At 72.6% G+C, this 22,428-nt stretch carries 20 protein-coding genes and 2 pseudogenes; 10 read left to right on the top strand and 12 right to left on the bottom strand.

What is annotated here, in order from left to right:
- Positions 1-6: 6 nt before the first annotated feature.
- A complete protein-coding gene (locus ACFQZ6_RS20955) occupies positions 7-366 on the bottom strand; it encodes an NADH-quinone oxidoreductase subunit A (RefSeq protein ID WP_086791863.1) in 360 nt (119 codons plus the stop codon).
- Positions 367-1,153: 787 nt separating this feature from the next.
- Between ACFQZ6_RS20955 and ACFQZ6_RS20950 the strand changes: the two genes are divergently transcribed.
- Together ACFQZ6_RS20950 and def are read left to right on the top strand one after the other, a co-directional pair.
- Positions 1,154-2,002 (top strand): C40 family peptidase, encoded by an 849-nt coding sequence (locus ACFQZ6_RS20950; protein WP_381611371.1) that lies wholly within the window; start codon positions 1,154-1,156, stop codon positions 2,000-2,002.
- Positions 2,003-2,195: 193 nt separating this feature from the next.
- Positions 2,196-2,822, top strand: a complete 627-nt coding sequence (def, locus tag ACFQZ6_RS20945; RefSeq protein ID WP_381611369.1) for a peptide deformylase — start codon at positions 2,196-2,198, stop codon at positions 2,820-2,822.
- Positions 2,823-2,846: 24 nt separating this feature from the next.
- On the opposite strand, the pseudogene ACFQZ6_RS20940 reads toward def, so the two are convergent.
- Positions 2,847-3,950 (bottom strand): annotated as a pseudogene (locus ACFQZ6_RS20940) (geranylgeranyl reductase family protein); the annotation flags it as partial.
- A 20-nt stretch (positions 3,951-3,970) separates the two neighbouring features.
- A pseudogene (locus tag ACFQZ6_RS20935) lies at positions 3,971-4,087 on the bottom strand (FAD-dependent oxidoreductase); the annotation flags it as partial.
- A 140-nt stretch (positions 4,088-4,227) separates the two neighbouring features.
- Between ACFQZ6_RS20935 and ACFQZ6_RS20930 the strand changes: the two are divergent.
- Entirely contained in the window at positions 4,228-4,734 is a 507-nt protein-coding gene (locus ACFQZ6_RS20930) for a GNAT family N-acetyltransferase (RefSeq protein WP_381611368.1), read from the top strand.
- 181 nt (positions 4,735-4,915) lie between these two features.
- On the opposite strand, the gene ACFQZ6_RS20925 is transcribed toward ACFQZ6_RS20930, so the two are convergent.
- The 3 genes from ACFQZ6_RS20925 to ACFQZ6_RS20915 are packed head-to-tail and all read right to left on the bottom strand — an operon-like array spanning position 4,916 to position 9,011.
- A complete protein-coding gene (locus ACFQZ6_RS20925) occupies positions 4,916-5,623 on the bottom strand; it encodes a demethylmenaquinone methyltransferase (RefSeq protein ID WP_381611366.1) in 708 nt (235 codons plus the stop codon).
- Entirely contained in the window at positions 5,620-6,741 is a 1,122-nt protein-coding gene (locus ACFQZ6_RS20920) for an acyltransferase family protein (protein ID WP_381611365.1), read from the bottom strand. The genes ACFQZ6_RS20925 and ACFQZ6_RS20920 overlap by 4 nt, the downstream gene beginning before the upstream one ends.
- A complete protein-coding gene (locus ACFQZ6_RS20915) occupies positions 6,741-9,011 on the bottom strand; it encodes a bifunctional polysaccharide deacetylase/glycosyltransferase family 2 protein (RefSeq protein WP_381611363.1) in 2,271 nt (756 codons plus the stop codon). Before ACFQZ6_RS20915 ends, ACFQZ6_RS20920 begins: the two co-directional genes overlap by 1 nt.
- 482 nt (positions 9,012-9,493) lie before the next feature.
- On the opposite strand from ACFQZ6_RS20915, the gene ACFQZ6_RS20910 reads away from it, so the two are divergent.
- Entirely contained in the window at positions 9,494-10,525 is a 1,032-nt protein-coding gene (locus tag ACFQZ6_RS20910; protein ID WP_381618502.1) for a chitinase, read from the top strand.
- A 15-nt stretch (positions 10,526-10,540) separates the two neighbouring features.
- On the opposite strand, the gene ACFQZ6_RS20905 is transcribed toward ACFQZ6_RS20910, so the two are convergent.
- From ACFQZ6_RS20905 to ACFQZ6_RS20890, 4 genes are all read right to left on the bottom strand, one after another.
- Complete coding sequence (locus ACFQZ6_RS20905; RefSeq protein ID WP_381611361.1) at positions 10,541-10,996, bottom strand: imidazolonepropionase-like domain-containing protein; 456 nt, start codon at positions 10,994-10,996, stop codon at positions 10,541-10,543.
- Positions 10,997-11,008: 12 nt separating this feature from the next.
- Complete coding sequence (mqnC, locus tag ACFQZ6_RS20900; RefSeq protein WP_381611359.1) at positions 11,009-12,208, bottom strand: cyclic dehypoxanthinyl futalosine synthase; 1,200 nt, start codon at positions 12,206-12,208, stop codon at positions 11,009-11,011.
- A gap of 70 nt (positions 12,209-12,278) precedes the next feature.
- Positions 12,279-14,018, bottom strand: a complete 1,740-nt coding sequence (locus ACFQZ6_RS20895) for a serine/threonine-protein kinase (protein ID WP_381611357.1) — start codon at positions 14,016-14,018, stop codon at positions 12,279-12,281.
- A 108-nt stretch (positions 14,019-14,126) separates the two neighbouring features.
- A complete protein-coding gene (locus tag ACFQZ6_RS20890; protein ID WP_381611355.1) occupies positions 14,127-14,975 on the bottom strand; it encodes a menaquinone biosynthetic enzyme MqnA/MqnD family protein in 849 nt (282 codons plus the stop codon).
- 319 nt (positions 14,976-15,294) lie between these two features.
- On the opposite strand from ACFQZ6_RS20890, the gene ACFQZ6_RS20885 reads away from it, so the two are divergent.
- Positions 15,295-15,498 carry a cold-shock protein gene (locus ACFQZ6_RS20885; protein ID WP_004984723.1) on the top strand — a complete coding sequence of 68 codons (204 nt, stop codon included), beginning with the start codon at positions 15,295-15,297 and terminating at the stop codon, positions 15,496-15,498.
- A 99-nt stretch (positions 15,499-15,597) separates the two neighbouring features.
- Here ACFQZ6_RS20885 and ACFQZ6_RS20880 read toward each other — a convergent pair whose 3' ends face one another.
- Positions 15,598-16,191, bottom strand: coding sequence for a helix-turn-helix domain-containing protein (locus tag ACFQZ6_RS20880; RefSeq protein WP_381611353.1), 594 nt, complete (start codon positions 16,189-16,191; stop codon positions 15,598-15,600).
- A 66-nt stretch (positions 16,192-16,257) separates the two neighbouring features.
- Here ACFQZ6_RS20880 and ACFQZ6_RS20875 point away from each other — a divergent pair, with 66 nt between their 5' ends.
- Genes ACFQZ6_RS20875 through ACFQZ6_RS20865 form a run of 3 tightly spaced genes read left to right on the top strand, consistent with a single transcriptional unit; the run spans position 16,258 to position 18,012 of the window.
- Complete coding sequence (locus ACFQZ6_RS20875; RefSeq protein WP_381611351.1) at positions 16,258-16,953, top strand: AzlC family ABC transporter permease; 696 nt, start codon at positions 16,258-16,260, stop codon at positions 16,951-16,953.
- Positions 16,950-17,264: an AzlD domain-containing protein gene (locus ACFQZ6_RS20870; RefSeq protein ID WP_381611350.1), complete on the top strand. Its 315-nt coding sequence runs from the start codon at positions 16,950-16,952 to the stop codon at positions 17,262-17,264. Before ACFQZ6_RS20875 ends, ACFQZ6_RS20870 begins: the two co-directional genes overlap by 4 nt.
- 43 nt (positions 17,265-17,307) lie before the next feature.
- Positions 17,308-18,012: a class I SAM-dependent DNA methyltransferase gene (locus ACFQZ6_RS20865; protein ID WP_381611348.1), complete on the top strand. Its 705-nt coding sequence runs from the start codon at positions 17,308-17,310 to the stop codon at positions 18,010-18,012.
- Between the two features lie 6 nt (positions 18,013-18,018).
- Here the strand turns inward: ACFQZ6_RS20865 and ACFQZ6_RS20860 are convergent, their stop codons facing one another.
- Positions 18,019-19,977 carry an AMP-dependent synthetase/ligase gene (locus ACFQZ6_RS20860; protein WP_381611346.1) on the bottom strand — a complete coding sequence of 653 codons (1,959 nt, stop codon included), beginning with the start codon at positions 19,975-19,977 and terminating at the stop codon, positions 18,019-18,021.
- 289 nt (positions 19,978-20,266) lie between these two features.
- Between ACFQZ6_RS20860 and ACFQZ6_RS20855 the strand changes: the two genes are divergently transcribed.
- On the top strand, positions 20,267-21,580 hold the full coding sequence (locus tag ACFQZ6_RS20855) for a 3-oxoacyl-ACP reductase (RefSeq protein WP_381611344.1): 1,314 nt from the start codon (positions 20,267-20,269) through the stop codon (positions 21,578-21,580).
- Positions 21,580-22,425, top strand: a complete 846-nt coding sequence (locus ACFQZ6_RS20850; RefSeq protein WP_381611342.1) for a MaoC family dehydratase — start codon at positions 21,580-21,582, stop codon at positions 22,423-22,425. Before ACFQZ6_RS20855 ends, ACFQZ6_RS20850 begins: the two co-directional genes overlap by 1 nt.
- Positions 22,426-22,428: the final 3 nt, after the last annotated feature.

Here is a 22,428-nt window from a genome sequence, read left to right as displayed (position 1 = left end):
GGCCCCTCAGTCCCATTCCAGGCCGCCGCGCCGCCACACGTAGGCGTAGGCGACGAAGACGGTGAGCACGAAGAGCAGCATCTCCACGAGCCCGAACACACCCAGGGCGTCGAAGGTGACGGCCCACGGGTAGAGGAAGACGATCTCGATGTCGAAGACGATGAAGAGCATCGCCGTCAGGTAGTACTTGATGGGGAAACGCCCGCCGCCGGCCGGCGTGGGGGTCGGCTCGATACCGCATTCGTAGGCTTCGAGCCTGGCCCGGTTGTACCGCTTTGGACCGATCAGCGTGGCCATGACCACGGAGAAGATCGCAAAGCCTGCCCCGAGGGCTCCCAGTACGAGGATGGGCGCATACGCGTTCACCGCTCCTCGCTCCTCTCAGTCGGCACTGACTGCTGGCGGTTCACCGGACCCGCATCCGCCCCGTCAGTCCCACAAACCCCGTCTGTCCCGGCGAAGATCGAGAACATGTGAAGCAGGTCACAAGCCCAGTTGCCTCGCATCTTATGCCCGTGGCTCTGTGATCTGCGACACGGGGTATTACACAACCTTTGTGATCTCCACCACCTGACGAAGGATCATGAAGTCGGATGAGCGGTGATCTTCGCACGCGAAGCGTCCGAGTGATCACCAGAGGTGACATTTTCGCAAGTCAGCGCAGCTCGGAGGGGGTGTCTCCATATCAAGATGGTTCCGCTACATGCAAATTGGAGTTGGACGGGGGGCGCTGATAGTGGCCCTCGTTCACATCTCGACGAGATCACACGGGCGGGTGTGGACACGTGCACGCGTTCACGAAGTCACCCGCCCCCGACAACACGACCGGCACCACCCTCACCACCCACCCTCACCACCCACCCTGACCGCCCACCCCGACCGCCCACCTCGGCGCACACGCGAGACGCGACCGCCGCGGAAACCGTTCCGTGACCTCCGCCACATTCACAAGAGGGGGAGGAAAAGCGGACTTGGCCAACGGACGCAACGAGTGGTAGGCCGCGGGCAATTCGGGCGTAACGACGAAAGCCCATGATCACAGGCTTGATCACCCGCGTCCGCAATGTCCGTTACGGCGTCAATAAAGGGCGACACGCCCGGCGTTCGAGGGGCCCGTTGAACAACTGTGGCGCACCACACGTTTCTTGTAGGTATGGAGGAGCCCCTGATACCGGTTGGTTTCATGTCCCACACCGCTCACATACCCAGCCACCGGAAACCCCGCCGCAACGCGTCCTCGAAGATCGCGATGCGGGCCGGAGTTGCCGGTGGCATCCTCAGCACCGTGGCAGTGGCCAGCGCGTCGGCCGCGGCGAACGCCGCCGAGCCGGTCACGCAGACCCTGGAACTGCCCGTCCTGACGGCCGACCTGGCCGCTCAGGTCGCCGAGTCCGCGGACGCCACCCAACTGGCCGCCGCGAACTACGAGCTGGAGGCCGAGCGAGACGCGGCCGCCGCGAGGGCCGCGAAGGAGGCCAAGGCCGACCTCGCCGAGGCGAAGCGCAAGGCCGAGGCCAAGAAGAAGGCCGCGGAGGCCGCCCGCAAGGCCGCCGCGGAGCGCGCCGCCCGCGACGCCGAGCGCGTCACCCTCACCGCAAGCGCCGACACCGGCACCACCGCCTCCGCCTCCGCCTCCGCGCCCGCCAGCGGCAGCGTGGCGACGGTCATCTCCTTCCTCAAGGCACAGTTGGGCGACGCCTACGTCATGGGCGCCACCGGCCCCAACGCCTGGGACTGCTCCAGCCTCGTCCAGGCCGCCTTCCGCCAGGTCGGCGTGGACCTCCCGCGCGTCTCGCAGGACCAGTCGATGGTCGGCACCGAGGTCTCCCTCTCCGCCCTCCAGGTCGGCGACATCCTGTACTGGGGCGGCAAGGGCTCGGCGTACCACACGGGCGTCTACATCGGTAACGGCCAGTACCTGGACGCGGCCAACCCCTCCAAGGGCGTCGTCATCCAGGACCTCTCCGGCTACCCGGCGTCGGGCGCGGTACGGGTGCTCTGACCCACGGGACACACGCGCCACCACGCGCGCGTCGGCGCCCCACCAGGCGCCACGGGAAAGGGCCGCAGCCGCTCGGGGGCAGCGGCCCTTCCGCCGTACCGCTGGTTGCGTCCGGCCGGTCGGCCCCAGCACCCTCTTGCCCGACGGTCCCGCCACGGTGGCGTGACCGCGGGAGAGAGAAGGAGGGGCGGCGATGCCCAGCGTGTTCCTGCAGGGGCGGCCCGTCGAGTCCTACCCGCCGCTGGCGCCCGAGGCCCGGCGCGGGGCGGTGCGGCGGATCACCGAGGTCGGTGAGCGGGTGCTGCACAAGCCCTGCCGGGACGTCACCGAGTTCGGTCCCGACCTCGCCGCGCTCCTCGACGACATGTTCCTCACGATGTACGTCGCCGAGGGCGCCGGGCTGGCGGCGAATCAGGTCGGCGTTGACCTGCGGCTGTTCGTCTACGACTGCCCGGACGACGACGGTGTCCGACATGTCGGGCACGTCGTGAACCCGGTGCTCGACCCGCTGGACCCGGCCGGGCGGCGGCTGGTCGACGACAGCGAGGGCTGTCTGTCGGTGCCGGGCGCGACCATGGCGGTGCCGCGTCCGGACCGGGCCGTCGTGCGCGGGTACGACAAGGACGGCGCGCCGCTCGTCATCGAGGGCACGGGCTACTTCGCGCGGTGCCTCGCGCACGAGACCGACCACGTGAACGGGCAGGTGTACCTGGACCGGCTCTCCGCGCGGGAGCGGAAGGAAGCGCTGCGGCAGGCCGCGGACCGGCGGGACGAGGTGTTCGCCCGCCGGGCCGCCAACGTCGAGGCGCTCACGGCGTAGGGACCCGGACCACCCGGGTCCGGTTCACGCCTTCGGGGCCACCTTGCTCAGGCCGTTGATGATGCGGTCCATCGCGTCGCCGCCCGTGGGGTCGGTGAGGTTGGCGAGGAGCTTCAGGGTGAACCGCATCAGCATCGGGTGGGTCAGGCCGCGCTGGGCGGCGATCTGCATGACCTTCGGGTTGCCGATGAGCTTCACGAAGGCGCGGCCGAGGGTGTAGTAGCCGCCGTAGGTGTCCTTGAGCACGCGCGGGTAGCGCTGGAGCGCGGCCTCCCGCTGGGCCGGAGTCGCCCGCGCGTGCGCCTGGACGATGACGTCGGCGGCGAGCTGGCCGGACTCCATGGCGTACGCGATGCCCTCGCCGTTGAAGGGGTTCACGAGCCCGCCCGCGTCGCCGACGAGGAGCAGCCCGCGCGTGTAGTGCGGCTGGCGGTTGAAGGCCATCGGGAGGGCGGCGCCGCGGATCGGGCCGGTCATGTTGTCGGGGGTGTAGCCCCAGTCCTCCGGCATGGACGCGCACCACGCCTTCAGCACCTCGCGCCAGTCCAGCTCCTTGAAGGAGTCGGAGGTGTTCAGGACGCCCAGGCCGACGTTGGACGTGCCGTCGCCCATGCCGAAGATCCAGCCGTAGCCGGGCAGGAGGCGGTCCTGGGGGCCGCGGCGGTCCCAGAGTTCCAGCCAGGACTCCAGGTAGTCGTCCTCGTGGCGCGAGGAGGTGAAGTACGTGCGGACGGCGACGCCCATCGGGCGGTCCTCGCGGCGGTGCAGGCCCATCGCCAGGGAGAGCCGGGTGGAGTTGCCGTCGGCCGCGACGACGAGGGGCGCGTGGAAGGTGACCTCGCGCTTCTCCTCGCCCAGTTTGGCGTGCACGCCGGTGATCCGGCCGGTGCGGGCGTCGACGATCGGGGCGCCGACGTTGCAGCGCTCGTGCAGCCGGGCGCCCGCCTTCTGGGCCTGCCGGGCGAGCTGCTCGTCGAAGTCGTCGCGCTTGCGGACGAGGCCGTAGTCGGGGAAGGACGCGAGGTCCGGCCAGTCGAGCTGGAGGCGGACGCCGCCGCCGATGATGCGCAGGCCCTTGTTGCGCAGCCAGCCCGCTTCCTCCGAGATGTCGATGCCCATCGCCACGAGCTGCTTGACCGCGCGCGGGGTGAGACCGTCGCCGCAGACCTTCTCCCGGGGAACTCGGTCTTCTCCAGCAGCAGGACGTTCAGCCCCGCCTTGGCCAGGTGGTAGGCCGTGGTGGATCCGGCCGGACCCGCGCCCACGACGATCACATCAGCGGTGTTGTCCGTCAGAGACTCGGCCACGGCGGGATCTCCCCAAGTTCGAAATCGGTGTGCCGACCGGCACTGGACATGGGCAGTCTATTCAGCAGAATTGATCACCCGGCTGAAGGGCTGCCCTCGTGAACCGAACTCTCCCCGTAGTGCGGCTGCGCGTTCCCACCGACGAGGACGCCGTCGCCTGGCACCGGGTCTTCGACCACCCGGACGTCATGGAGTTCCACGGCGGCCGGTCCGCGGAGCTGTCCGTCTACGAGGAGCTGACCGCCCGCCAGCGCCGCCACGACGCCGAGTACGGCTTCTGCCTGTGGACCGTGCTGGACGAGCAGGACCGGGTCATCGGCTTCACCGGCGCGCAGCCGTGGCCGTGGGAGTGGGGGCCCACGGGGGAGATCGAGATCGGCTGGCGGCTCGGGCGGGAGCACTGGGGCAAGGGGTACGTGACCGCTGCCGCGCGGGAGACGCTGGAGCGGGTGCGGGCGGCGGGGGTGTCCGACGTCGTGGCGATGGTCAACGCCCGGAACGCGCGGTCCATAGCGGTCACCCAGCGGCTGGGGATGCGGCTCGCTGAGAGGTTCGTGTCCCCGGCCAGTCAGCAGGAGGGACACTGCTACCGGCTCGCGCTGTGACCGGCGCTGCCAGTACCGCCGGGGGTGACATCTGTGCGCATACCCCCGAAACGCCCGAGGTGCGGGTGCCGACGGCACGTCAGTCTGATGAGCACCGGCGGGGGCGCGGGGGTCCGTGAGCCCCGGCTGCCCACGGCAGGCGGGGCGGTACAGGAGTCGGGGGAGCCGCGGGGTGCCGCCGCTACGCGGCTGACGGCTGGGTCTTGAAGGCCCGGTGCAGGGCCACCACTCCGCCCGACAGGTTGCGCCAGGCCACGCTGGACCAGCCCGCCTCGCGGAGGTGGTGGGCGAGGGCGGGCTGGTCGGGCCAGGCGCGGATGGACTCGGCCAGGTACACGTAGGCGTCGGGGTTGGAGGAGACCGCGCGGGCGACCGGGGGCAGGGCGCGCATCAGGTACTCGGTGTAGACCGTGCGGAAGGGCGCCCACGTCGGGTGGGAGAACTCGCAGATGACCACGCGCCCCCCGGGCCGGGTCACCCGGTACATCTCGCGCAGCGCGGCATCCGTGTCCTGCACGTTGCGCAGCCCGAAGGAGATCGTCACCGCGTCGAAGGTGTCGTCCCGGAACGGCAGTCGCGTCGCGTCGCCCGCCGTGAACGGCATCCACGGCTGGCGCCGCTTGCCGACCTGGAGCATCCCCAGGGAGAAGTCGCAGGGCACGACGTACGCGCCCGCGCGGGTGAACGGCAGGGAGGAGGTTCCCGTACCGGCCGCGAGGTCGAGGACCTTCTGCGCGGGCCGCGCGTCGACCGCGCGCGCGACCTCCTTGCGCCATCGCCGGTCCTGGCCGAGGGACAGCACGTCGTTGGTGAGGTCGTACCGTTCCGCGACGTCGTCGAACATCGAGGCGACTTCGTGCGGCTGCTTTTCCAGGGATGCGCGGGTCACGGAGCCATTCTTGCAGCAGGCGTCGCGGGCCGGGCGCCCGGGACGAGACGCGGCGGTTTCCGCGCCGCCACGTCCTCCACCCACCCGCACAGCAGGACGAACGCCCCGATCAGCACCCACGCCACCCCGAACATGAACCACTGGCTCTCCAGCGGCAGATGCGCCTCGAAGGCGGGGACCTCCCAGCACCGGTCGATCAGCGGTACGGCGAGGACCAGCGCGATCTCGTGCCAGAGGTAGACCGTCACCGCGCGCGCGTTGAACACGGTCACGAGCCGGTCCAGCCGCCGGAACCGCGCGAGCCCGGCGAGGTCGAAGCCGAAGCGGGCCTTGGCGTACATCAGCGGCGTCACGAACCCCGCCGACCAGAAGGCCTGGGCGAGGGGGTCGTCGTCGAGGTCGTAGCCGCCGTACTCGGCCTGGTGGGCCAGCGCGTACCAGCCGCCGTAGCCGAGCGCGGCCACGGACAGCAGCGCGACGGCGACGGGCGGCAGCCGCCGTAGGACGCCCTCGCGGTGGGCGAAGCCGACGAGCCAGCAGCACAGGTACGTCGACAGGTCCCACAGGCCGGTGCCGAAGCGGTCGTCCGGCGGCTGCCAGACGAAGGTGAGGACCAGGACCGGCGCGAGGGAGAGGCCGAGCACCGCGACCGGTGCCCGCCGGAACAGCCACAGCAGCGGCGGGGAGAGCAGGACGAACCAGAGGTACGTCCGCAGGTACCAGAGGACCTCCCACGCCTGCTCGCCCCACGCGTTGCCCGGTGGGTCGCCGAGCGGGACGACCCAGTAGACGATCTGCCAGCCGGGCATCCAGCCGTGCACCAGCATCGCCAGCACCACGAAGGCGCCCCAGAACCAGAACGGCGGCAGCAGTCGGCGGATCCGGTCGCGGAGCACCGTGACCGCGGGGCGCTCCAGCGACCGCGCCATGAGCGTCCCGGCGAGGGCGAACATGATCCCCATGGAGGGGAACACCAGGCCCGCCCAGGCCCACCCGAAGGCGTGGTACGTGACCACCCGGACGAGCGCGAGGGCGCGCAGCGCGTCGAAGTAGCGGTCACGCCCCCCGCCGACCGGCACCGTGCCCGCCCCGTCACCTTTCCTGCGATGCGCCCCCATCAGCCCGCGGACCCCGAGGACTTCACGGCCCCCGTCGGGCTGCCCACCTCGCCCGTCCGCTTCAGCTTCTGCCAGCGCAGCCGTCCGCCCGTGAGGGCGGTGACGCAGGAGTGGATGAGGACGAGGTACATCATCTGCCGGTAGGCGAGCTGCTGGAGCGGCATCATCAGCAGGTACCGGTACTTCTCCCGGTCCAGCCGGAAGGCGTACGCCGCGCACACCAACTGCACCCCCAGCACCGCCAGCCACGCCAGCAGAGCCGCCTTCAGGTCGATGAAGATCATCGAGTAGGCGGTGAAGACGTCGATGAGCGGCGCGCAGACGGGCGTGACGATCTGGAAGATCACCACGAGCGGCATCCCGACCCGCCCGAACCGTCCCGAGGGCCCCTTGTCGGTCACCGACCCGCGGTGCTTCCACAGCGCCTGCATGGTGCCGTACGACCACCGGTAGCGCTGCGACCAGAGCTGCCTCAGCGAGCCCGGCGCCTCGGTCCACGCCCGCGCGTGCTCCTGGTAGACGACCCGCCAGCCCGCGCGGTGCATGGCGATGGTGATGTCGGTGTCCTCCGCGAGGGTGTCCTCGCTCATCCCGCCGACCTCCAGCACCGCCTCCCGGCGGAACGCGCCGATCGCGCCGGGGATGGTCGGCATACAGCGCAGCAGGTCGTACATGCGGCGGTCGAGGTTGAAGCCCATCACGTACTCGATGTGCTGCCAGGCCCCGATGACCGTGCCGCGGTTGCCGACCTTCGCGTTGCCCGCGACCGCGCCGACGCCGGGGTCCGCGAAGGGCCGCACGAGCTGCCCCACCGTGTCCGGCTCGAAGACGGTGTCGCCGTCCATCATCACGACGATGTCGTGGCTGGCGTTGCGGACGCCGTTGTTGAGGGCGGCGGGCTTGCCCGCGTTCTCCTGCCGGATGACCCGGACGTTGGACATGCCCAGCGAGTCGGCCGCGTCCCGCGCGATCTGCGAGGTGCCGTCCGTCGAGCCGTCGTCCACGACGATGATCTCGATCGGGTGGGTGCTCCGCGCCAGCGACTCCAGGGTGTTGGCGATGCACTCCTTCTCGTTGTACGCCGGGACGATCACGCTCACCGGCCGGGTGACCGGCGGCCCCCAGCTGAAGCGGCGTCTGTTGCGCTGCCGGTGGTGGCGGCGGGCCAGCACCAGCATCATCCCGAACCGCCCGAGTACCGCCACGCCCACCACCACGAGCCCGACGGACAGCGCGGGCACGGTCCACTCCGCGACGGCGACGGCCGCGACGAGCGCCTTGCCCTCGTAGAGGGTCGTGCCGGTGGCCTGCCGGTGGGCGGCCTGGAGCATCGACGTACCAGAGACACCAGGGGGAGCGGCCCTGTCCGACTGCCCGGAGGACTCCGCCCCCTGCATCGCCCCGCTGACCGTCGTGAAGGTGTACCCCTTCGCCTGCATCTTCTCGATGTACCGGGCGAGCGCCGTCACCGTCTGGGAGCGGTCGCCGCCCGCGTCGTGCATCAGCACGGAGGCGCCCTCGCCGTCCTCCGGAGTGGCCCACTCGACGATCTTCGCCACGCCCGGCGTCTTCCAGTCGTCGCTGTCGGTGTCGACGAAGACGCTGGTGTAGCCCTGCTCGCCGAGCTGCTGGTAGACGGGCCAACTGTAGTTGTCGATGGCGTCGGTCTCGGAGGAGTACGGCGCCCGGAACAGGGTCGTCGTGATCCCGGCCGCGCCCGCCAGCGCGAGCTGCGTCTGCGTCATCTCCCGCGTGACGCGGGCCTCGCTCTGGTACGACAGGTCGACGTGCGTGAAGGTGTGGAGGCCGACCTCGTTGCCCTGCTCCACCAGGTCCTCCACGACGTCGGGGTACCGGGCCACCATCGACCCGACGACGAAGAACGTGCCCGGCACGTCGTACTTCTCCAGCACGTCGAGAATCCGCGGCGTCCAGGTCGGGTCGGGACCGTCGTCGAAGGTCAGGGCGATGGTCTTGTCCGGCACGGAGAGGGTGGTGGCCTCGCCGCCCCGGAAGGTGAGGATGGGGCCGCCGTCGAGGACGTCGTCGGGTACGTCGCTGGAGCTGGCGCCGGTGCGGACGCGCTGGTCGCCGCCGACCTCGGAGCGCAGATAGCCGTCCAGCAGCATCACGCAGGTCAGCGCGAGCAGGAGCAGCAGGGCGAGGATGACCCGGGGGCGCTGGAGCGCCGCGGCCCTGCCCGCCGCGCGTTCGATCCGGGTGGGGGCGCGGCGGCGGCCCCGGGCGGGGCGTGCGGGAGCGGTGGTCATGAGGCGCCGTAACCGCCCTGCGGCGGGAGGTCGGTGCCGGGGGCGCCGCTGGGGACGCCAGCCGGCCGCCGCCGGGCCCGCCCTCCGCGCCGAACGGCAGCAGCGAGGACGGCGTGAGCGACGTCCCCCAGCCCATGAAGGCCGCGCCCAGCAGGACGGCGTAGCCGAGGCAGGCGACACCGAGGAGGACGCCGATCCGGCGCAGCGCCCTGGCGCGGCGCCCGGAGGTGTCCACGAACACGGGTCCCTCGGCGGTGCTATCGATGGCAAGGTTGGCAGGCTCGGAATGCATTCCCCGGATGGTAGGGAGCCATTATTTGCGTGGGGCACGGACCGCTTATGAGAAACCCATGGAAAGCCGGGAAACCTGTCCTTCCCCTGAGAGAATCCGCGCTCGGACGGAAATCGGCGCCGTGGCCCGAATTCTTGTGAGACGTTTCCCTTCCCCACGAGCGAGGTTCACGAGAGCGGGTACGTCAGTGATACGGAGTTTCCGAAAGCCGGTGGCCGGGCTGGGCTGCCTGCTGGCGCTGGCCGTGACGGGGTGCTCCACGACGCCCGCCACGCCCGCCACGCCCGCCACGCCCGCCACATCCGCTACATCCGCTACATCCGCTACATCCGCCACGCCGTACGCCCCGTACGTCAGCGCCACCACCGCCGCCGACCACGACACCGCCGGGTCCCCCACCGCCTACAACCTCGCCTTCGTGATCTCCGACGGCACCGGCTGTACGCCGACCTGGGGCGGCACGTCCGCCATCGACGACTCGGCGGTGGCGTCCCGGATAGCCCAGCTCACCGGCGTCGGCGCCGTGCCGCGCGTGTCCTTCGGTGGCGCGTCCGGCGCCGAGTTGGCCACCGTCTGCAACACCGCCGCGGAGCTGGCGGAGGCGTACGGCGCCGCGCTGGACGCCGCCGGTGCCACCCGCGCCGACTTCGACGTCGAGGGCGAGACCCTGACCGACGCCGACTCGGTCGCCCTGCGCTCCGAGGCGATCGCGCTGCTCCAGGAGGAACGGCCGGGGTTGGAGGTGTCGTTCACGCTCCCGGTGATGCCGTCCGGCCTCGACGACGACAGCGTGGCGCTGCTTGAGTCGGCCAACGACCACGGCGTCCAGGTCTCCACCGTGAACCTCATGACGATGAATTACGGCAGTACGTACACCGGGGACATGGGCGACTACGCGATCGAGTCGGCGAATTCGGCGCACACTCAGCTCCGGTCCGTTTTCGGGCAGTCCGCGAAAGGCGCCTGGCGGGCCATGGCGCTCACCTCGATGATCGGCGTGAACGACGTCGACGGGGAGACGTTCACGCTCGCGGACGCGAAGGAGGTCCGCACGTTCGCGGCGGAGAAGGAGATCGCCTGGGTGTCGATGTGGGCGAGCTTCCGGGACCAGGAGTGCGCGGACGGCGCCACGCAGGAAGGGCACGACGACGCGGCCACGAACTGCAGCGGCGTCTCCCAGACCACCGGCGCCTTCGCCGAGGCGTTCACCGGCCAGGACTAGGAGTACGCCGTCGCGTCACCGCCGCCGGTGCACCAACCGCCCCGCGCACACCGTGGCGACGGCCTCCCCCACCCCGTACTCCCCGGCGAACACGGCGAGATCGGCGCGCCCGCCCGCCGCCAGCGCCCCGAGGGCCGACGCACCGTCGGCCACCACGCGTACGTCGTTCCGCTCGGCCGCGCCCCGCAGTTCCGCCGTCTCCGCGTGCCCGGCGAGCACGGCGGTGGCCCCCCGCTTCAGCACCGCGTGCACCCGCTCGCGCGGCGAGGGCGCGTCCGGCAGCGGACCGTCGTACACCAGGCCGGGACCGAGGACGCCGGGCCAGCGCCGCACCCGCGCCCCCGGGAACCGCGCGGTCAGCTCGGTGAGCGTCCCCACGGCGGCGATCCGCGCCCCGTCGACGGCGACGGCGCCGTCCGGCAGCTCCTCGGCACCGCCGACCACCAGGTCGGCGGCGTGAATCGTCAGCACGGAACGGTCAGCTCAGTTGGACGCGAGCAGCTTGAGCTCGGGATGGGCGGTGCCGCCCTCGATGGCGGTGGAGGAGATGTGGGACATCACGCGCCCGTCGACGGGGTCGTCGGCCGGGTCGTCGTGGACGTGCAGGTGCTCGTACGTCGTCGACCGCTGCGCGGGCACCCGGTCGGCGCCGCGGATCATCTCGATCATCTCCATCAGGTTGGAGCGGTGCTTGGCACCGGCCGCGGAGACGACGTTCTCCTCCAGCATGATCGAGCCGAGGTCGTCGGCGCCGTAGTGCAGGGTGAGCTGGCCCGCGTCCTTGCCGGTGGTGAGCCAGGAGCCCTGGATGTGGGCGACGTTGTCGAAGAAGAGCCGGGCGACGGCGATCATCCGCAGGTACTCGAAGATGGTGGCCTGGGTGCGGCCCTTCAGGTGGTTGTTCTGCGGCTGGTACAGGTACGGGATGAAGGCGCGGAAGCCGCCGGTCCGGTCCTGGACGTCGCGGATCATCCGCAGGTGCTCGATGCGCTCGGCGTTGGTCTCGCCGGTCCCCATCAGCATGGTGGAGGTGGACTCGACGCCGAGGTTGTGCGCCGTCTCCATGATCTCCAGCCAGCGCTCGCCGCTCTCCTTCAGCGGGGCGATGGCCTTGCGGGGGCGCTCCGGCAGCAGTTCGGCACCGGCACCGGCGAAGGAGTCGAGCCCGGCGGCGTTGATCCGCTGGATCGCCTCCTCGACGCTCACCTTGGAGATCCGGGCCATGTGCTCGACCTCGGAGGCGCCCAGCGAGTGGATGACGAGCTGCGGGAACTCCGCCTTGATCGCGGCGAAGTGCTTCTCGTAGTACTCGACGCCGTAGTCCGGGTGGTGGCCGCCCTGGAACATGATCTGCGTGCCGCCCAGTTCGACGGTCTCCGCGCAGCGGCGCAGGATGTCGTCGAGGTCGCGGGTCCAGCCCTTGGCGGTGTCCTTCGGCGGCGCGTAGAAGGCGCAGAACTTGCACGCCGTCACGCAGACGTTCGTGTAGTTGATGTTCCGCTCGATGATGTAGGTCGCGATGTGCTCGACGCCCGCGTACCGCTGGCGGCGCGCGGCGTCGGCGGCGGCGCCCAGGGCGTGCAGGGGGGCGTCGCGGTAGAGCGCGAGCGCCTCCTCGGGCGTGATCCGCCCACCGGCCGCGGCACGGTCGAGCACAGACTGGAGGTCGGCCTTCTCGGTCACCGAAGCGTCCCTTTCGTCAAGGGTTGTGGACAGACCGATCCAGCCTACGCCAGCCCCTTCCGGCGCCCGCCTACTGCCCCACCTTGGACATCCTGGCCTCCGGCTCGCCCGAGTCCGTACTGTCCGACTCGTACCGCAGGTCGTCGCCGACCGGGGTGAGCGTCACGGTGTGCGGCGCCTGGCTGCACACGGCGCGGTTGTCCTCGGCCCCGGCGGCACGGGCCACCAGCCGCTCGCCGTTCACCCGCCGCAGCGTCAGTACGTCGGTGCAGACGCCGCCGACCGGGTCGACGTTCCGCACCCGGCCGACCTCCTCGCCCACCTCGGCCTGCTGGACGGTGACCCGGAAGGTGCCCATGGGCAGCGTGCCGCCGAGGGCGGTGCCCGCGCCCTCCCAGGTGCCGAGGTAGCGGTCGGGCACCTGGGCCGCGCCGCCGCCCGAGCCGTCGGGGGCGCTCTCGCTCGCCGCGGGGGGCTTGGTGGCCGTGGGCGGCCCGCTGTCGGCCGTGTCCTGGCCGCCGCCGCCCGGCAGCAGGTCGAACACGAACGCCGACCCGACCGTCACGGCCGCCAGCGCCCCCGCCACCGCGAGCGCGACCGTGCAGCTCAGCCGCCGCCCCCGCCCACCGGCGCCGGGCGCGCTGGACGCCGACACGGTGACCGCGAGCCTGCCGGGCGGCCGGTCGGCGGGCTCGGCACCCGGTCCCACGGTGGCGAAGCCGGGCGGCGGCGGTGCGTACGTGGGCGGCGGCGCCGTCGGCATGACCGGCGCGGGCCCGAACTGCCCCTGCCCGGAAACCCCGTTCCCGTTCCCGCCGGGCACCCCCGTCACCCCCACCGCCGGACTGCTGAACCCGACGGGCCCCGAGGCGGACGCCCCGTCCACCGGGGACGCCGGGGACGCCGGGGACACCGCCGCCTCCAGGTTCAGCAGTTCTACGGCACTCCGGCTCACCCGCTCCACCAGCGCCCCCGGCAGCCACCCCCCGCCGACCAGCCGGGCGGCGCCCTCCGGGGCGAGCCGTGCGGCGATGTCGCGGGGCGTGGGCCGGGCGGCCGGGTCCTTCCGCAGGCAGGCGGCGGCCAGCTCCCGCAACTCCCCGCTCAGGGCGCCCAGCTCGGGCTCCTCGTGGACGACCTTGTAGAGCAGGGCGGCGGAGGAGTCCCCGGGGAAGGGCGGCGCGCCGGTCGCGGCGTACGCCAGGACGGCGCCCAGCGAGAAGACGTCCGCGGCGCCCGTCACGCCCTTGCCGAGGATCTGCTCGGGCGACATGTAGCCGGGGGAGCCGACGGAGACCCCGGTGGAGGTGAGGGAGGCGGTGCCGTCGGTGGCGCGGGCGATGCCGAAGTCGATCAGGAGGGGGCCGTCGAGGGTGAGCAGGACGTTGGACGGCTTCACGTCCCGGTGGACGAGCCCCAGCTCGTGCACCGCCGCCAGCGCCTCGGCGAGGCCCGCGCCCAGCGCCCGTACCGAGAGGTCGGGCAGCGGACCGCCGTCCGTGACCGCGGCGGTGAGGGAGGGTCCGGCGGCGTACGCCGTGGCGATCCACGGCACCGGCGCCTCGGGGTCGGCGTCCAGGACCGGCGCGGTCCAGGCGCCGCCGACCCGCCGCGCCGCCTCGGCCTCCCGCCGGAAGCGGGCGCGGAACTCCTCGTCGAGCGCGAAGTGCGGGTGCACGATCTTGACGGCGACGGTCCGGCCCCCGGCGCTGCGCCCGAGGTAGACGCGCCCCATCCCACCGGAGCCGAGCCGTCCGAGCAGCCGGTAGGGCCCCACGGTGGTGGGCTCGTCGGCACCGAGCGGCTGCATGGCCGCCCCCCTTTCCCCCGAGGGTTCCCCCGTTTCCCTGCACTGCCCGGAAGGTTATAAGCAGTACCCCGACGCTGGCCCGCTCCGTCCCGAGCCCCGCGCCCGCCCCTACGGCGTCAGCAGCTCCACCTTCACGTCCGCCGCGAACCCGGTCGTCGGGCCCACCCGGCGGGCGAACTCCGCGACCGCCGCGAGCTGCGGGGCGCCGAAGCGGAAGTCGAGGGTGGTGAAGTAGCGGGCGAGCACCTCCTCGTCGAACGCCTCCCAGCGGGCGGCGTGCTCGGCGACCTTGTCGACCTCTTCGAGGGAGAGGTTGCGGGAGGCGAGGAACGCCTTGTGCACCTCGCGGGTGATGACCGGCTCCCGCTCCAGGTAGTCGCGGCGCGCCGCCCAGACGGCGAAGACGAACGGCAGCCCGGTCCACTCCTTCCACAGCGCGCCCAGGTCGTGCACGTCGAGCCCGAAGCGGGGCCCGTCGTGCAGGTTGGCGCGCAGGGCGGCGTCCCCGATGAGGACGGCGGCATCGGCCTCCTGCATCATCACGCTGAGGTCGGGCGGGCAGGTGTAGTAGTCCGGCTGGACGCCGAAGCGCTCCGCGAGCAGGAGCTGGGCGAGCCGGACCGAGGTGCGCGAGGTGGAGCCGAGGGCGACCCGGGCGCCGTCGAGGCGGTCCAGCGGGACCTGGGAGACGATCACGCAGGACATCACCGGCCCGTCGCAGCCGACGGCGATGTCGGGGAAGGCGACCAGCTCGTCCGCGTGGCGGAGGAACTCGACGAGGGTGACGGGCCCGATGTCGAGGTCTCCCTGCACCAGTCTCTCGCTGAGCTTCTCCGGGGTGTCCTTCGTCAGCTCGAAGTCGAGGAGTGTGCCCGTTCTGGCGAGCCCCCAGTACAGGGGCAGGCAGTTCAGGAACTGGATGTGGCCGACGCGCGGCCGGGTGCGAGAAATGTCCACATCGGGAGGCTAGACCCTGTGCGGTAGGGTGCAGCCCTCAGGGTCGGAAGGGCCCGCTGGGGCGGTCGAGCGCCACGTCAGCACCACCCGCCCCCCTTCAAACATCCGGGTGACGTGATCTTGCCCTCTCTTGCATTCCCCTGCGCGCGTGCTAGGCTCGCCGCAAGTTGCAGTTTGGTTTCCCTTGCAGTACAGAGCCTGCGGAGCATGTGACCGCAGGCTCTCGTCGTTCCTAGACGGATGCAGTTGTGCAGAATGCAAATATCTTCACACTTGCTGGTTCTGGAGCAGGGCAACCCTTTGGGCCCAAGGAGGGCTTATGGCTACCGGAACCGTGAAGTGGTTCAACGCCGAAAAGGGCTTTGGTTTCATCGCCCAGGAAGGCGGCGGCCCCGACGTCTTCGTCCACTACTCCGCGATCAACGCGACCGGCTTCCGGTCCCTTGAGGAGAACCAGCAGGTGTCCTTCGACGTCACCCAGGGCCCGAAGGGCCCGCAGGCGGAGAACGTCACCCCGGTCTGATCGATCCTCCGATCCGGGAACGAGTGCAGTACCCAAGGAGCCCCGCGCCGTCCAGTACGGCGACGGGGCTCCTGCCCTTTTCACCGAGATACCCATGTCTCACACGTGCTGCATGATGAGCACGAAAGCCGTACCGGGGGCCAGCGCCTCATACGCATGGGCCACGTCCCCGCGGTAACTCAGGTAATCCCCCGGACCCAGCTCCACCTCTTCACCGCGCGGCCCGGCCTTGACCCGTCCGGCGCTGACCACGAGGTGTTCCACCGTCCCCGGAATATGCGGCTCGGACTCGCGTACCGCGCCGGGTTCCGCCCGTAGCCGGTAGATGTCCCGGCGGGCGCCGGGCGGGCTGGCGGAGAGCAGGGTGGCGACGTAGTTCGCCTGTTCGGAGGCGACGGACGGCCCCTCCCCCGCCCTGATCACCCGCACCGCGGGCGCGGGCGGCTCCACCAGCGCGCTGAAGGGCACCCCGAGCGCGACCCCGAGCGCCCAGAGCGTCTCCACGCTGGGGTTCCCGGCCCCGGCCTCCAACTGCGACAGCGTGGACTTGGCGATCCCGGCGCGCTTGGCCAGCTCGGACAGGGAGATCCCCACGCGGGTGCGTTCGCGGCGCAGCGAGGCCGCGATCCACTCCAGGGGGAGCCGCGTCGGCGGCAGCGAGGCCCCGTCGTCGCCGCCGGTACCCGTACTCATCGTTCGCTTCACCATCCCATTCGTTCGCCTTGACGAACGACGCCGTACGCGTTCATTGTAGGAAACATGCGTTCGCCACTCCGAACACCCGTGTCCGCCCCCATGATGGCACCCCTCGTCCGCGACGCCTCCCTGGTCTGGCTGGCGAGCGGGGTGGTCGGCGTCTCCTTCGGGGCGATCGCCGTGACCGGTGGGCTGCCGGTGTGGGTGCCGGTGGTGATGTCGCTGGTCGACTACGCCGGGTCGGCGCAGTTCAGCGCGGTGGGCGTGCTGCTCGCCGGGGGCGGTCCGCTCGCGGCGGCGGCCACCGGGCTGCTGCTGAACACCCGCACGGCCGCCTTCAGCCTCGCCGTCGCCGACACCCTGGGCACGGGGCGGCTCGCCCGGCTCCTCGGGGCGCACCTGGTCACCGACGAGACGGTCGCCTTCGCCCTCGCGCAGCCCGACCCGGAGCGGCGCCGGGCCGCCTTCTGGATCTCGGGGCTCGGACTGTTCGCTGTGTGGAACGCGGGCGTCCTGGTCGGCGCGCTGGCGGGCAGCGCGCTCGGCGACACCGGCCGCTACGGCCTGGACGCCGCCTTCCCCGCCGTCCTCGTCGCCCTGGTCCTGCCCGCCCTCCGCCAGGACGGCGCCGTACGCCGGGCCGCCCTGCTCGGCGCGGCGCTCGCCCTCGCGGTCACCCCGGCCGTCCCCGCGGGCGTGCCGGTGCTGCTGGCGCTGGCCGGGCTGGCGCTGTACGGGCGACGGGAGCGCACGGCGTGAGCACGACGGTCGCGATGATCCTGGCGCTGGCGGTCGGGACGTACGCCTTCCGGCTGGTGGGCCCGGTGCTGCACGGGCGCGTGGTGCTGCCGGTGCGGGTGCAGGAGCTGCTGTCGGCGGGCGCGGTGGTGCTGCTGGTGGCGCTGCTGGCGACGGGTGCGCTGACCGAGGGCGGCGGCTTCGCCGGGTGGGCGCGCCCGGCGGGGGTGCTGGCCGGGGGCGTACTGGCCTGGCGGCGGGCGCCGTTCGTGCTCGTCGTGCTGGGCGCGGCGGTGACGACGGCGGCGCTGCGGGCGCTGGGCGTGGAGTGAGCGCGCCCCGCCGTTGTCAGTGCCGCCGGATACGGTCCCACCCATGACCACCGACTCCGCCGCCCGGCCCTCAGACGCAGACACCACCACCCCACCCTCGGACGCCACCACCCGCGCCTTCTACGACGCCATCGCCGAGGACTACGCCGACCAGTTCCGCGACGGTCTCGCCGCGCGGCCGGTGGACCGGGCGCTGCTGTCCGCCTTCGCCGAGTTCGTGGCCGCGGACGGCGGCGGACCGGTGGCCGACCTCGGGTGCGGGCCCGGCTGGGTCACGGCGTACCTGGCCGACCTGGGGCTGCCGGTGTTCGGGCTCGACCTGTCGGCGTCGATGGTGGCGACGGCCCGGCGCGCGTACCCGGGGCTGCGCTTCGAGCAGGGTTCGATGCGGGCGCTCGACCTGCCCGACGGCCACTTGGCGGGCGTCGTCTCCTACTACTCGTCGATCCACACCCCGGTGGCGGAACTGCCGGACCTGTTCGCGGAGTTCCACCGCGTGCTGGCCCCCGGCGGGCACCTCCTCCTCGCCTTCCAGGTGGGCGACGAGCCGCGCCGCCTCGACCGCCCCTACGGCCACCCGGTCGCCCTGGACTTCCTGCGCCGCCGCCCGGAGCAGGTGGCGGAGCTGCTGTCGGCGGCGGGGTTCACGCTCCGGACGCGGGCGGTGCGGGAGCCGGAGGAGGCGTTCGCGGAGACGACCCCGCACGCGTTCCTGATCGCCCGGAAGCCCGGTCCGGCGGCCCCCTGACGTCGGCTACGCCCCGTACATCGCCTCCACCTCCCGGGCGAAGTCCCGCAGGATCGCCTCGCGGCGGAGCTTCATCGACGGGGTCAGATGGCCCGCCGCCTCCGTGAAGTCGTAGGGCAGGATCGTGAAGCGGCGGATGGACTCGGGGCGGGAGACCATCTTGTTGGCCTCGTCGATGGACCGCTGGAGGAGGGCGCGCAGCTCCTCGTCCTGGGCGAGGACCTCGGGCGGGGCCGGGGGGCGGCCGTTCATCCGGCGCCAGTGCTGGGTGCCGTCGAGGTCGAGGGTGATGAGGGCGGTGATGTAGGGGCGGCGGTCGCCGAGGACCAGGCAGTGGGAGATCAGGGGGTGGCTGCGGAGCCAGTTCTCCAGCGGGGCGGGGGCGACGTTCTTGCCGCCCGCGGTGATGAGGATCTCCTTCTTCCGCCCGGTGATGGTGAGGTAGCCCTCGTCGTCGAGGCGGCCGATGTCGCCGGTCGGGAACCAGCCGTCGGGGGCGGCCGGGACGACGCCGCCCGCGTGCGGGTCCCAGTAGCCGCGGAACACCTGGCCGCCGGAGAGCAGGATCTCCCCGTCGGCGGCGATCCGGACGCGGGTGCCGGGCAGCGGCCAGCCGACCGTGCCCAGCCGGGGCCTGAGCGGCGGGGTGACCGTCGCGGCGCCGGTGCACTCGGTGAGGCCGTACCCCTCGTAGATCTCCATCCCCGCGCCCGCGTAGAACGCCGCCAGGTCCCGGCTCAGCGGTGAGCCGCCGCAGATCAGGTAGCGGACCCGGCCGCCGAGGGCGCCCCGGATACGGCGGTAGACCAGCGGGTCGTAGAGGGCGCGGGCGGCTTTCAGACCGGCGCCGGGTCCGGGGCCCGTGCCCTGTTTGCGGGCCTCGGTCGCCTCGCCGTGGCGGCGGGCCACCCTGGCGGCGCGTTCGAACGCCCCGGCCTTTCCGCCCCGTTCGGCGGTGGCACGGGCGCTGTTGTAGACCTTCTCCAGCATGTACGGGATGGCCAGCAGGAACGTCGGCCGGAACGCGGCGAGGTCGGCGATCAGGTCCTCCGCCTTCATGCTGGGCGCGTGCCCGAGCCGGACCCGGGCGCGGACGCAGGCGACGGCCACCATCCGCCCGAAGACGTGGGAGAGCGGCAGGAAGAGGAGGGTGGACGGCTCGGCGGTGGTGCGGGCCCGGAAGACCGGGTAGAGGAGTTCGATCGCGTTGTCCACCTCGGCCAGGAAGTTGCCGTGCGTCAGCGCGCAGCCCTTGGGCCGTCCGGTCGTGCCCGAGGTGTAGACGAGCGTGGCGAGCGTGTCCGGGCCGAGCACCCCGCGCCGTACGTCGACCTCCTGGTCCGGCACCGGCCCGCCCAGCTCCGTGAGCCGCTGCACGTGCCCCTTCTCGATGACCCACAGGTGCCGCAGGTCGGGCAGGTGGCCCAGCTCAGGGCCCAGGGCCGCCGCCTGACTGACGGACTCGGTGACCAGGGCGACCGCGCCCGCGTCCTGGAGGATCCACCGGGTCTGGAAGACGGAGGAGGTCGGGTAGACGGGGACCGTCACCAGCCCGGCGGCCCAGGCGGCGAAGTCGAGCAGCGTCCACTCGTACGACGTCCGCGCCATCACCGCGATCCGGTCCCCCGGCGACAGCCCCTCCGCTATCAGGCCCTTGGCCAGGTCGAGCACCTCGCGCGCGAACTCCGCCGTCGTCAGGTCCGTCCAGTTCCCGTCCTGGTCGCGGCGGCTGACGACCCGTTGGTCGGGGGCGACGGCGGCGTTCTCGAACGGCAGGTCGGCCAGCGACCCGTGGGACACGGGCGGCACCAGCGGCGGTACGGCCACCTCGCGCACCTCGCCGTCCAGCCGCCGGATCTCCGGCTCCACCAGGACCGGGCCGCCGTCGGGGTCGTAGTCCAGCTCAGGCGACGGCTCCGCGGGGTCGGGCGGCACGGGCGACGAGGACGCGTACGAGATGGGCATGGCGGCTCCTGGGGCCTTGCGGCGGGCGTACTGCTCCGCGGCATGTGGTACGCGGCGGGCGTACGGCGGCGTTCACCGGCCGTGGGCCGCGCGGGCGGTGAACGCCACGGGTCGGCAGCGTGATCGTACGGCTCCGGGGTGGGGAGGACGTGCGGGTTCGGGGACGGGCGTGTGCAGTCCTTGGGGGTGTGGGCGCGGTCGTCACCCCGTACGTCCCGGGGATTTACCTACGGTAACCTTACTCCGAGGTAAGTACGAGAGATCCGGTCCCCACGAGCTGGAGTCGCCCATGGCAGCCGACCGCTATCTGAGCTTCACCGGCACCGCGCCCGGCCGCTTCCTCACCCGGCGCCTGGGCCTGCCCCAACCGGTGCCGCTCAGCCGCTGGTCACCACAACGGCCCCGGCTTGAAGGAACGTTGCGCCACCTGGTCGCGGGCGACGGCGAACCCGACCCCGCCCTCGACGCCGTCCTGGCCCGTACGGGACTCCGCAGCGCCGAGGAGACCACGACCGCGCCCGTCGCCGCCGTCGTCCTCGACGCCACCGGCGTCCGGGACGTGGCCGCGCTCGCCGGGGTGCACGCCGCCCTGCACCCCGTCGTCCGGTCGGTCGCGGCCAGCGGCCGGGTGCTGGTCCTCGGGGCGCCGCTCGACCCCGCCGACCACCACCAGGCCGCCGCCCAGCAGGCGTTGGAGGGTTTCACCCGCTCCCTCGGCAAGGAGATCGGCCGGGGCAGGACCGTCAACCTGGTCCGGCTCACCGACCCGGGCGCCGCGGAGTCCACGCTCCACTTCCTGCTCTCGCCCAGGTCGGCGTACGTCAGCGGCCAGGTGATCGAGGTCGGCACGGCGACCGGCGCCGCCGCGCCCCACCCGGAGGGCCCCCGCACCGCCCTGGTCACCGGCGCCGCCCGCGGCATCGGTGCCGCCGTCGCCGAGACGCTGGCCAGGGACGGCGCACGGGTCGTCGTCCTCGACGTGCCGTCGGCCGGGGCGGACGCCGAGCGGCTCGCGGACCGGCTCGGCGGCAGCGCCCTCGCGTTGGACATCACCGCCGCCGACGCGGGTGACCGGATCGCCGCCGCGCTGCCCGACGGCCTCGACGTGCTGGTGCACAACGCGGGCATCACCCGCGACCGGCGCCTGGTCAACATGGACGCCGAGCGCTGGAGTTCCGTCGTCGACGTCAACCTGGCGAGCGTGCTGCGCACCACGGACGCCCTGCTGGCGGGCGGCACCCTGCGCCCCGGCGGCCGGATCGTCGCCACCGCCTCCATCGCGGGCCTCGCCGGGAACGCCGGTCAGACCAACTACGCCGCGAGCAAGGCGGGCGTCGCCGGACTGGTCCGCGCCCTCGCGCCGCGGGCCCGCGAGGCGCACGGCGTCACCGTGAACGCGGTCGCGCCGGGCTTCATCGAGACCCGGATGACGGCCGCCGTACCGCTGTTCATCCGCGAGGCGGGACGCCGGATGAACTCCCTCGCGCAGGGCGGGCGCCCCGAGGACGTCGCCGAGACCGTCGCCTGGCTCGCCCACCCGGGCTCGGGCGCCGTCAACGGGCAGGTCGTCCGGGTCTGCGGCCAGAGCCTGCTGGGGGCGTAGTGATCCTCCTCAACGATCCCCCGGCGCTCACGCCGCTGCTCGCCCGCGGCGCCCTGTTCTCCCCGTTCAAGCGGCCCCGCTCCGGCGCGGCGTTCCCCCGCACCCGGCTGGTGCTGCCCGGCGTGCGCATCGACCTCGCGCGGCTCGCGCGGTACGAGCGGGTGTGCGGCTTCCCCGCGCCCGGCGACGACGCGCTCCCCCTCACCTACCCGCACGTCCTGGGCTTCCCGCTCGCCATGAGCCTGATGAGCGGCCGGGACTTCCCGCTGCCGCTGCTCGGCCTCGTCCACACCACCCTCGCGGTCTCCCGGTACGCCGCCCTCCCGGCCACGGGCGCGTACGACCTCTCCGTGCACATCGACCAGTTGGCCTCGCACCGGCGCGGCACGCAGGCGACGGTGGTGACGCAGATGGAGCGCGACGGGAACCTCGTGTGGGAGTCCTCCAGCACCTACCTCTCCCGGCACCACCGCCCCGACGCCGACGCCGCCCACCGCGCCGAGCCCGCTCCCCCGGCGCCGCGACGGCCCCTGCCCGTGCGCGCGGAGTGGCGGCTCGGCGCCGACCTCGGACGGCGGTACGGCGCGGTGTCCGGCGACCGCAACCCCATCCACCTGCACCCGCTCACCGCCCGCCCGTTCGGCTTCCGGCACCCCATCGCGCACGGCATGTGGACCATCGCCCGCTGCCTGGCCGCCCACGGCACGGCCGAGGCGGTCCGGGTCCGCGCGGAGTTCCGGGCGCCGGTGCCGCTGCCCGGGGTGGTGCGGTACGCGGCGGACGACGAGGGACGGTTCGAACTGCGGGGCGGGGAGCGGGTGCACCTGACGGGATACGTGGACTGACGA

Origin of the sequence: Streptomyces flavalbus (genome assembly GCF_042674625.1) — a bacterium.
In the GTDB taxonomy this organism is placed as follows: Bacteria; Actinomycetota; Actinomycetes; order Streptomycetales; family Streptomycetaceae; genus Streptomyces; species Streptomyces flavalbus.
The sequence above is the reverse complement of the archived record's forward strand: the minus strand, read 5'-3'. Positions and strand labels throughout refer to the sequence as shown.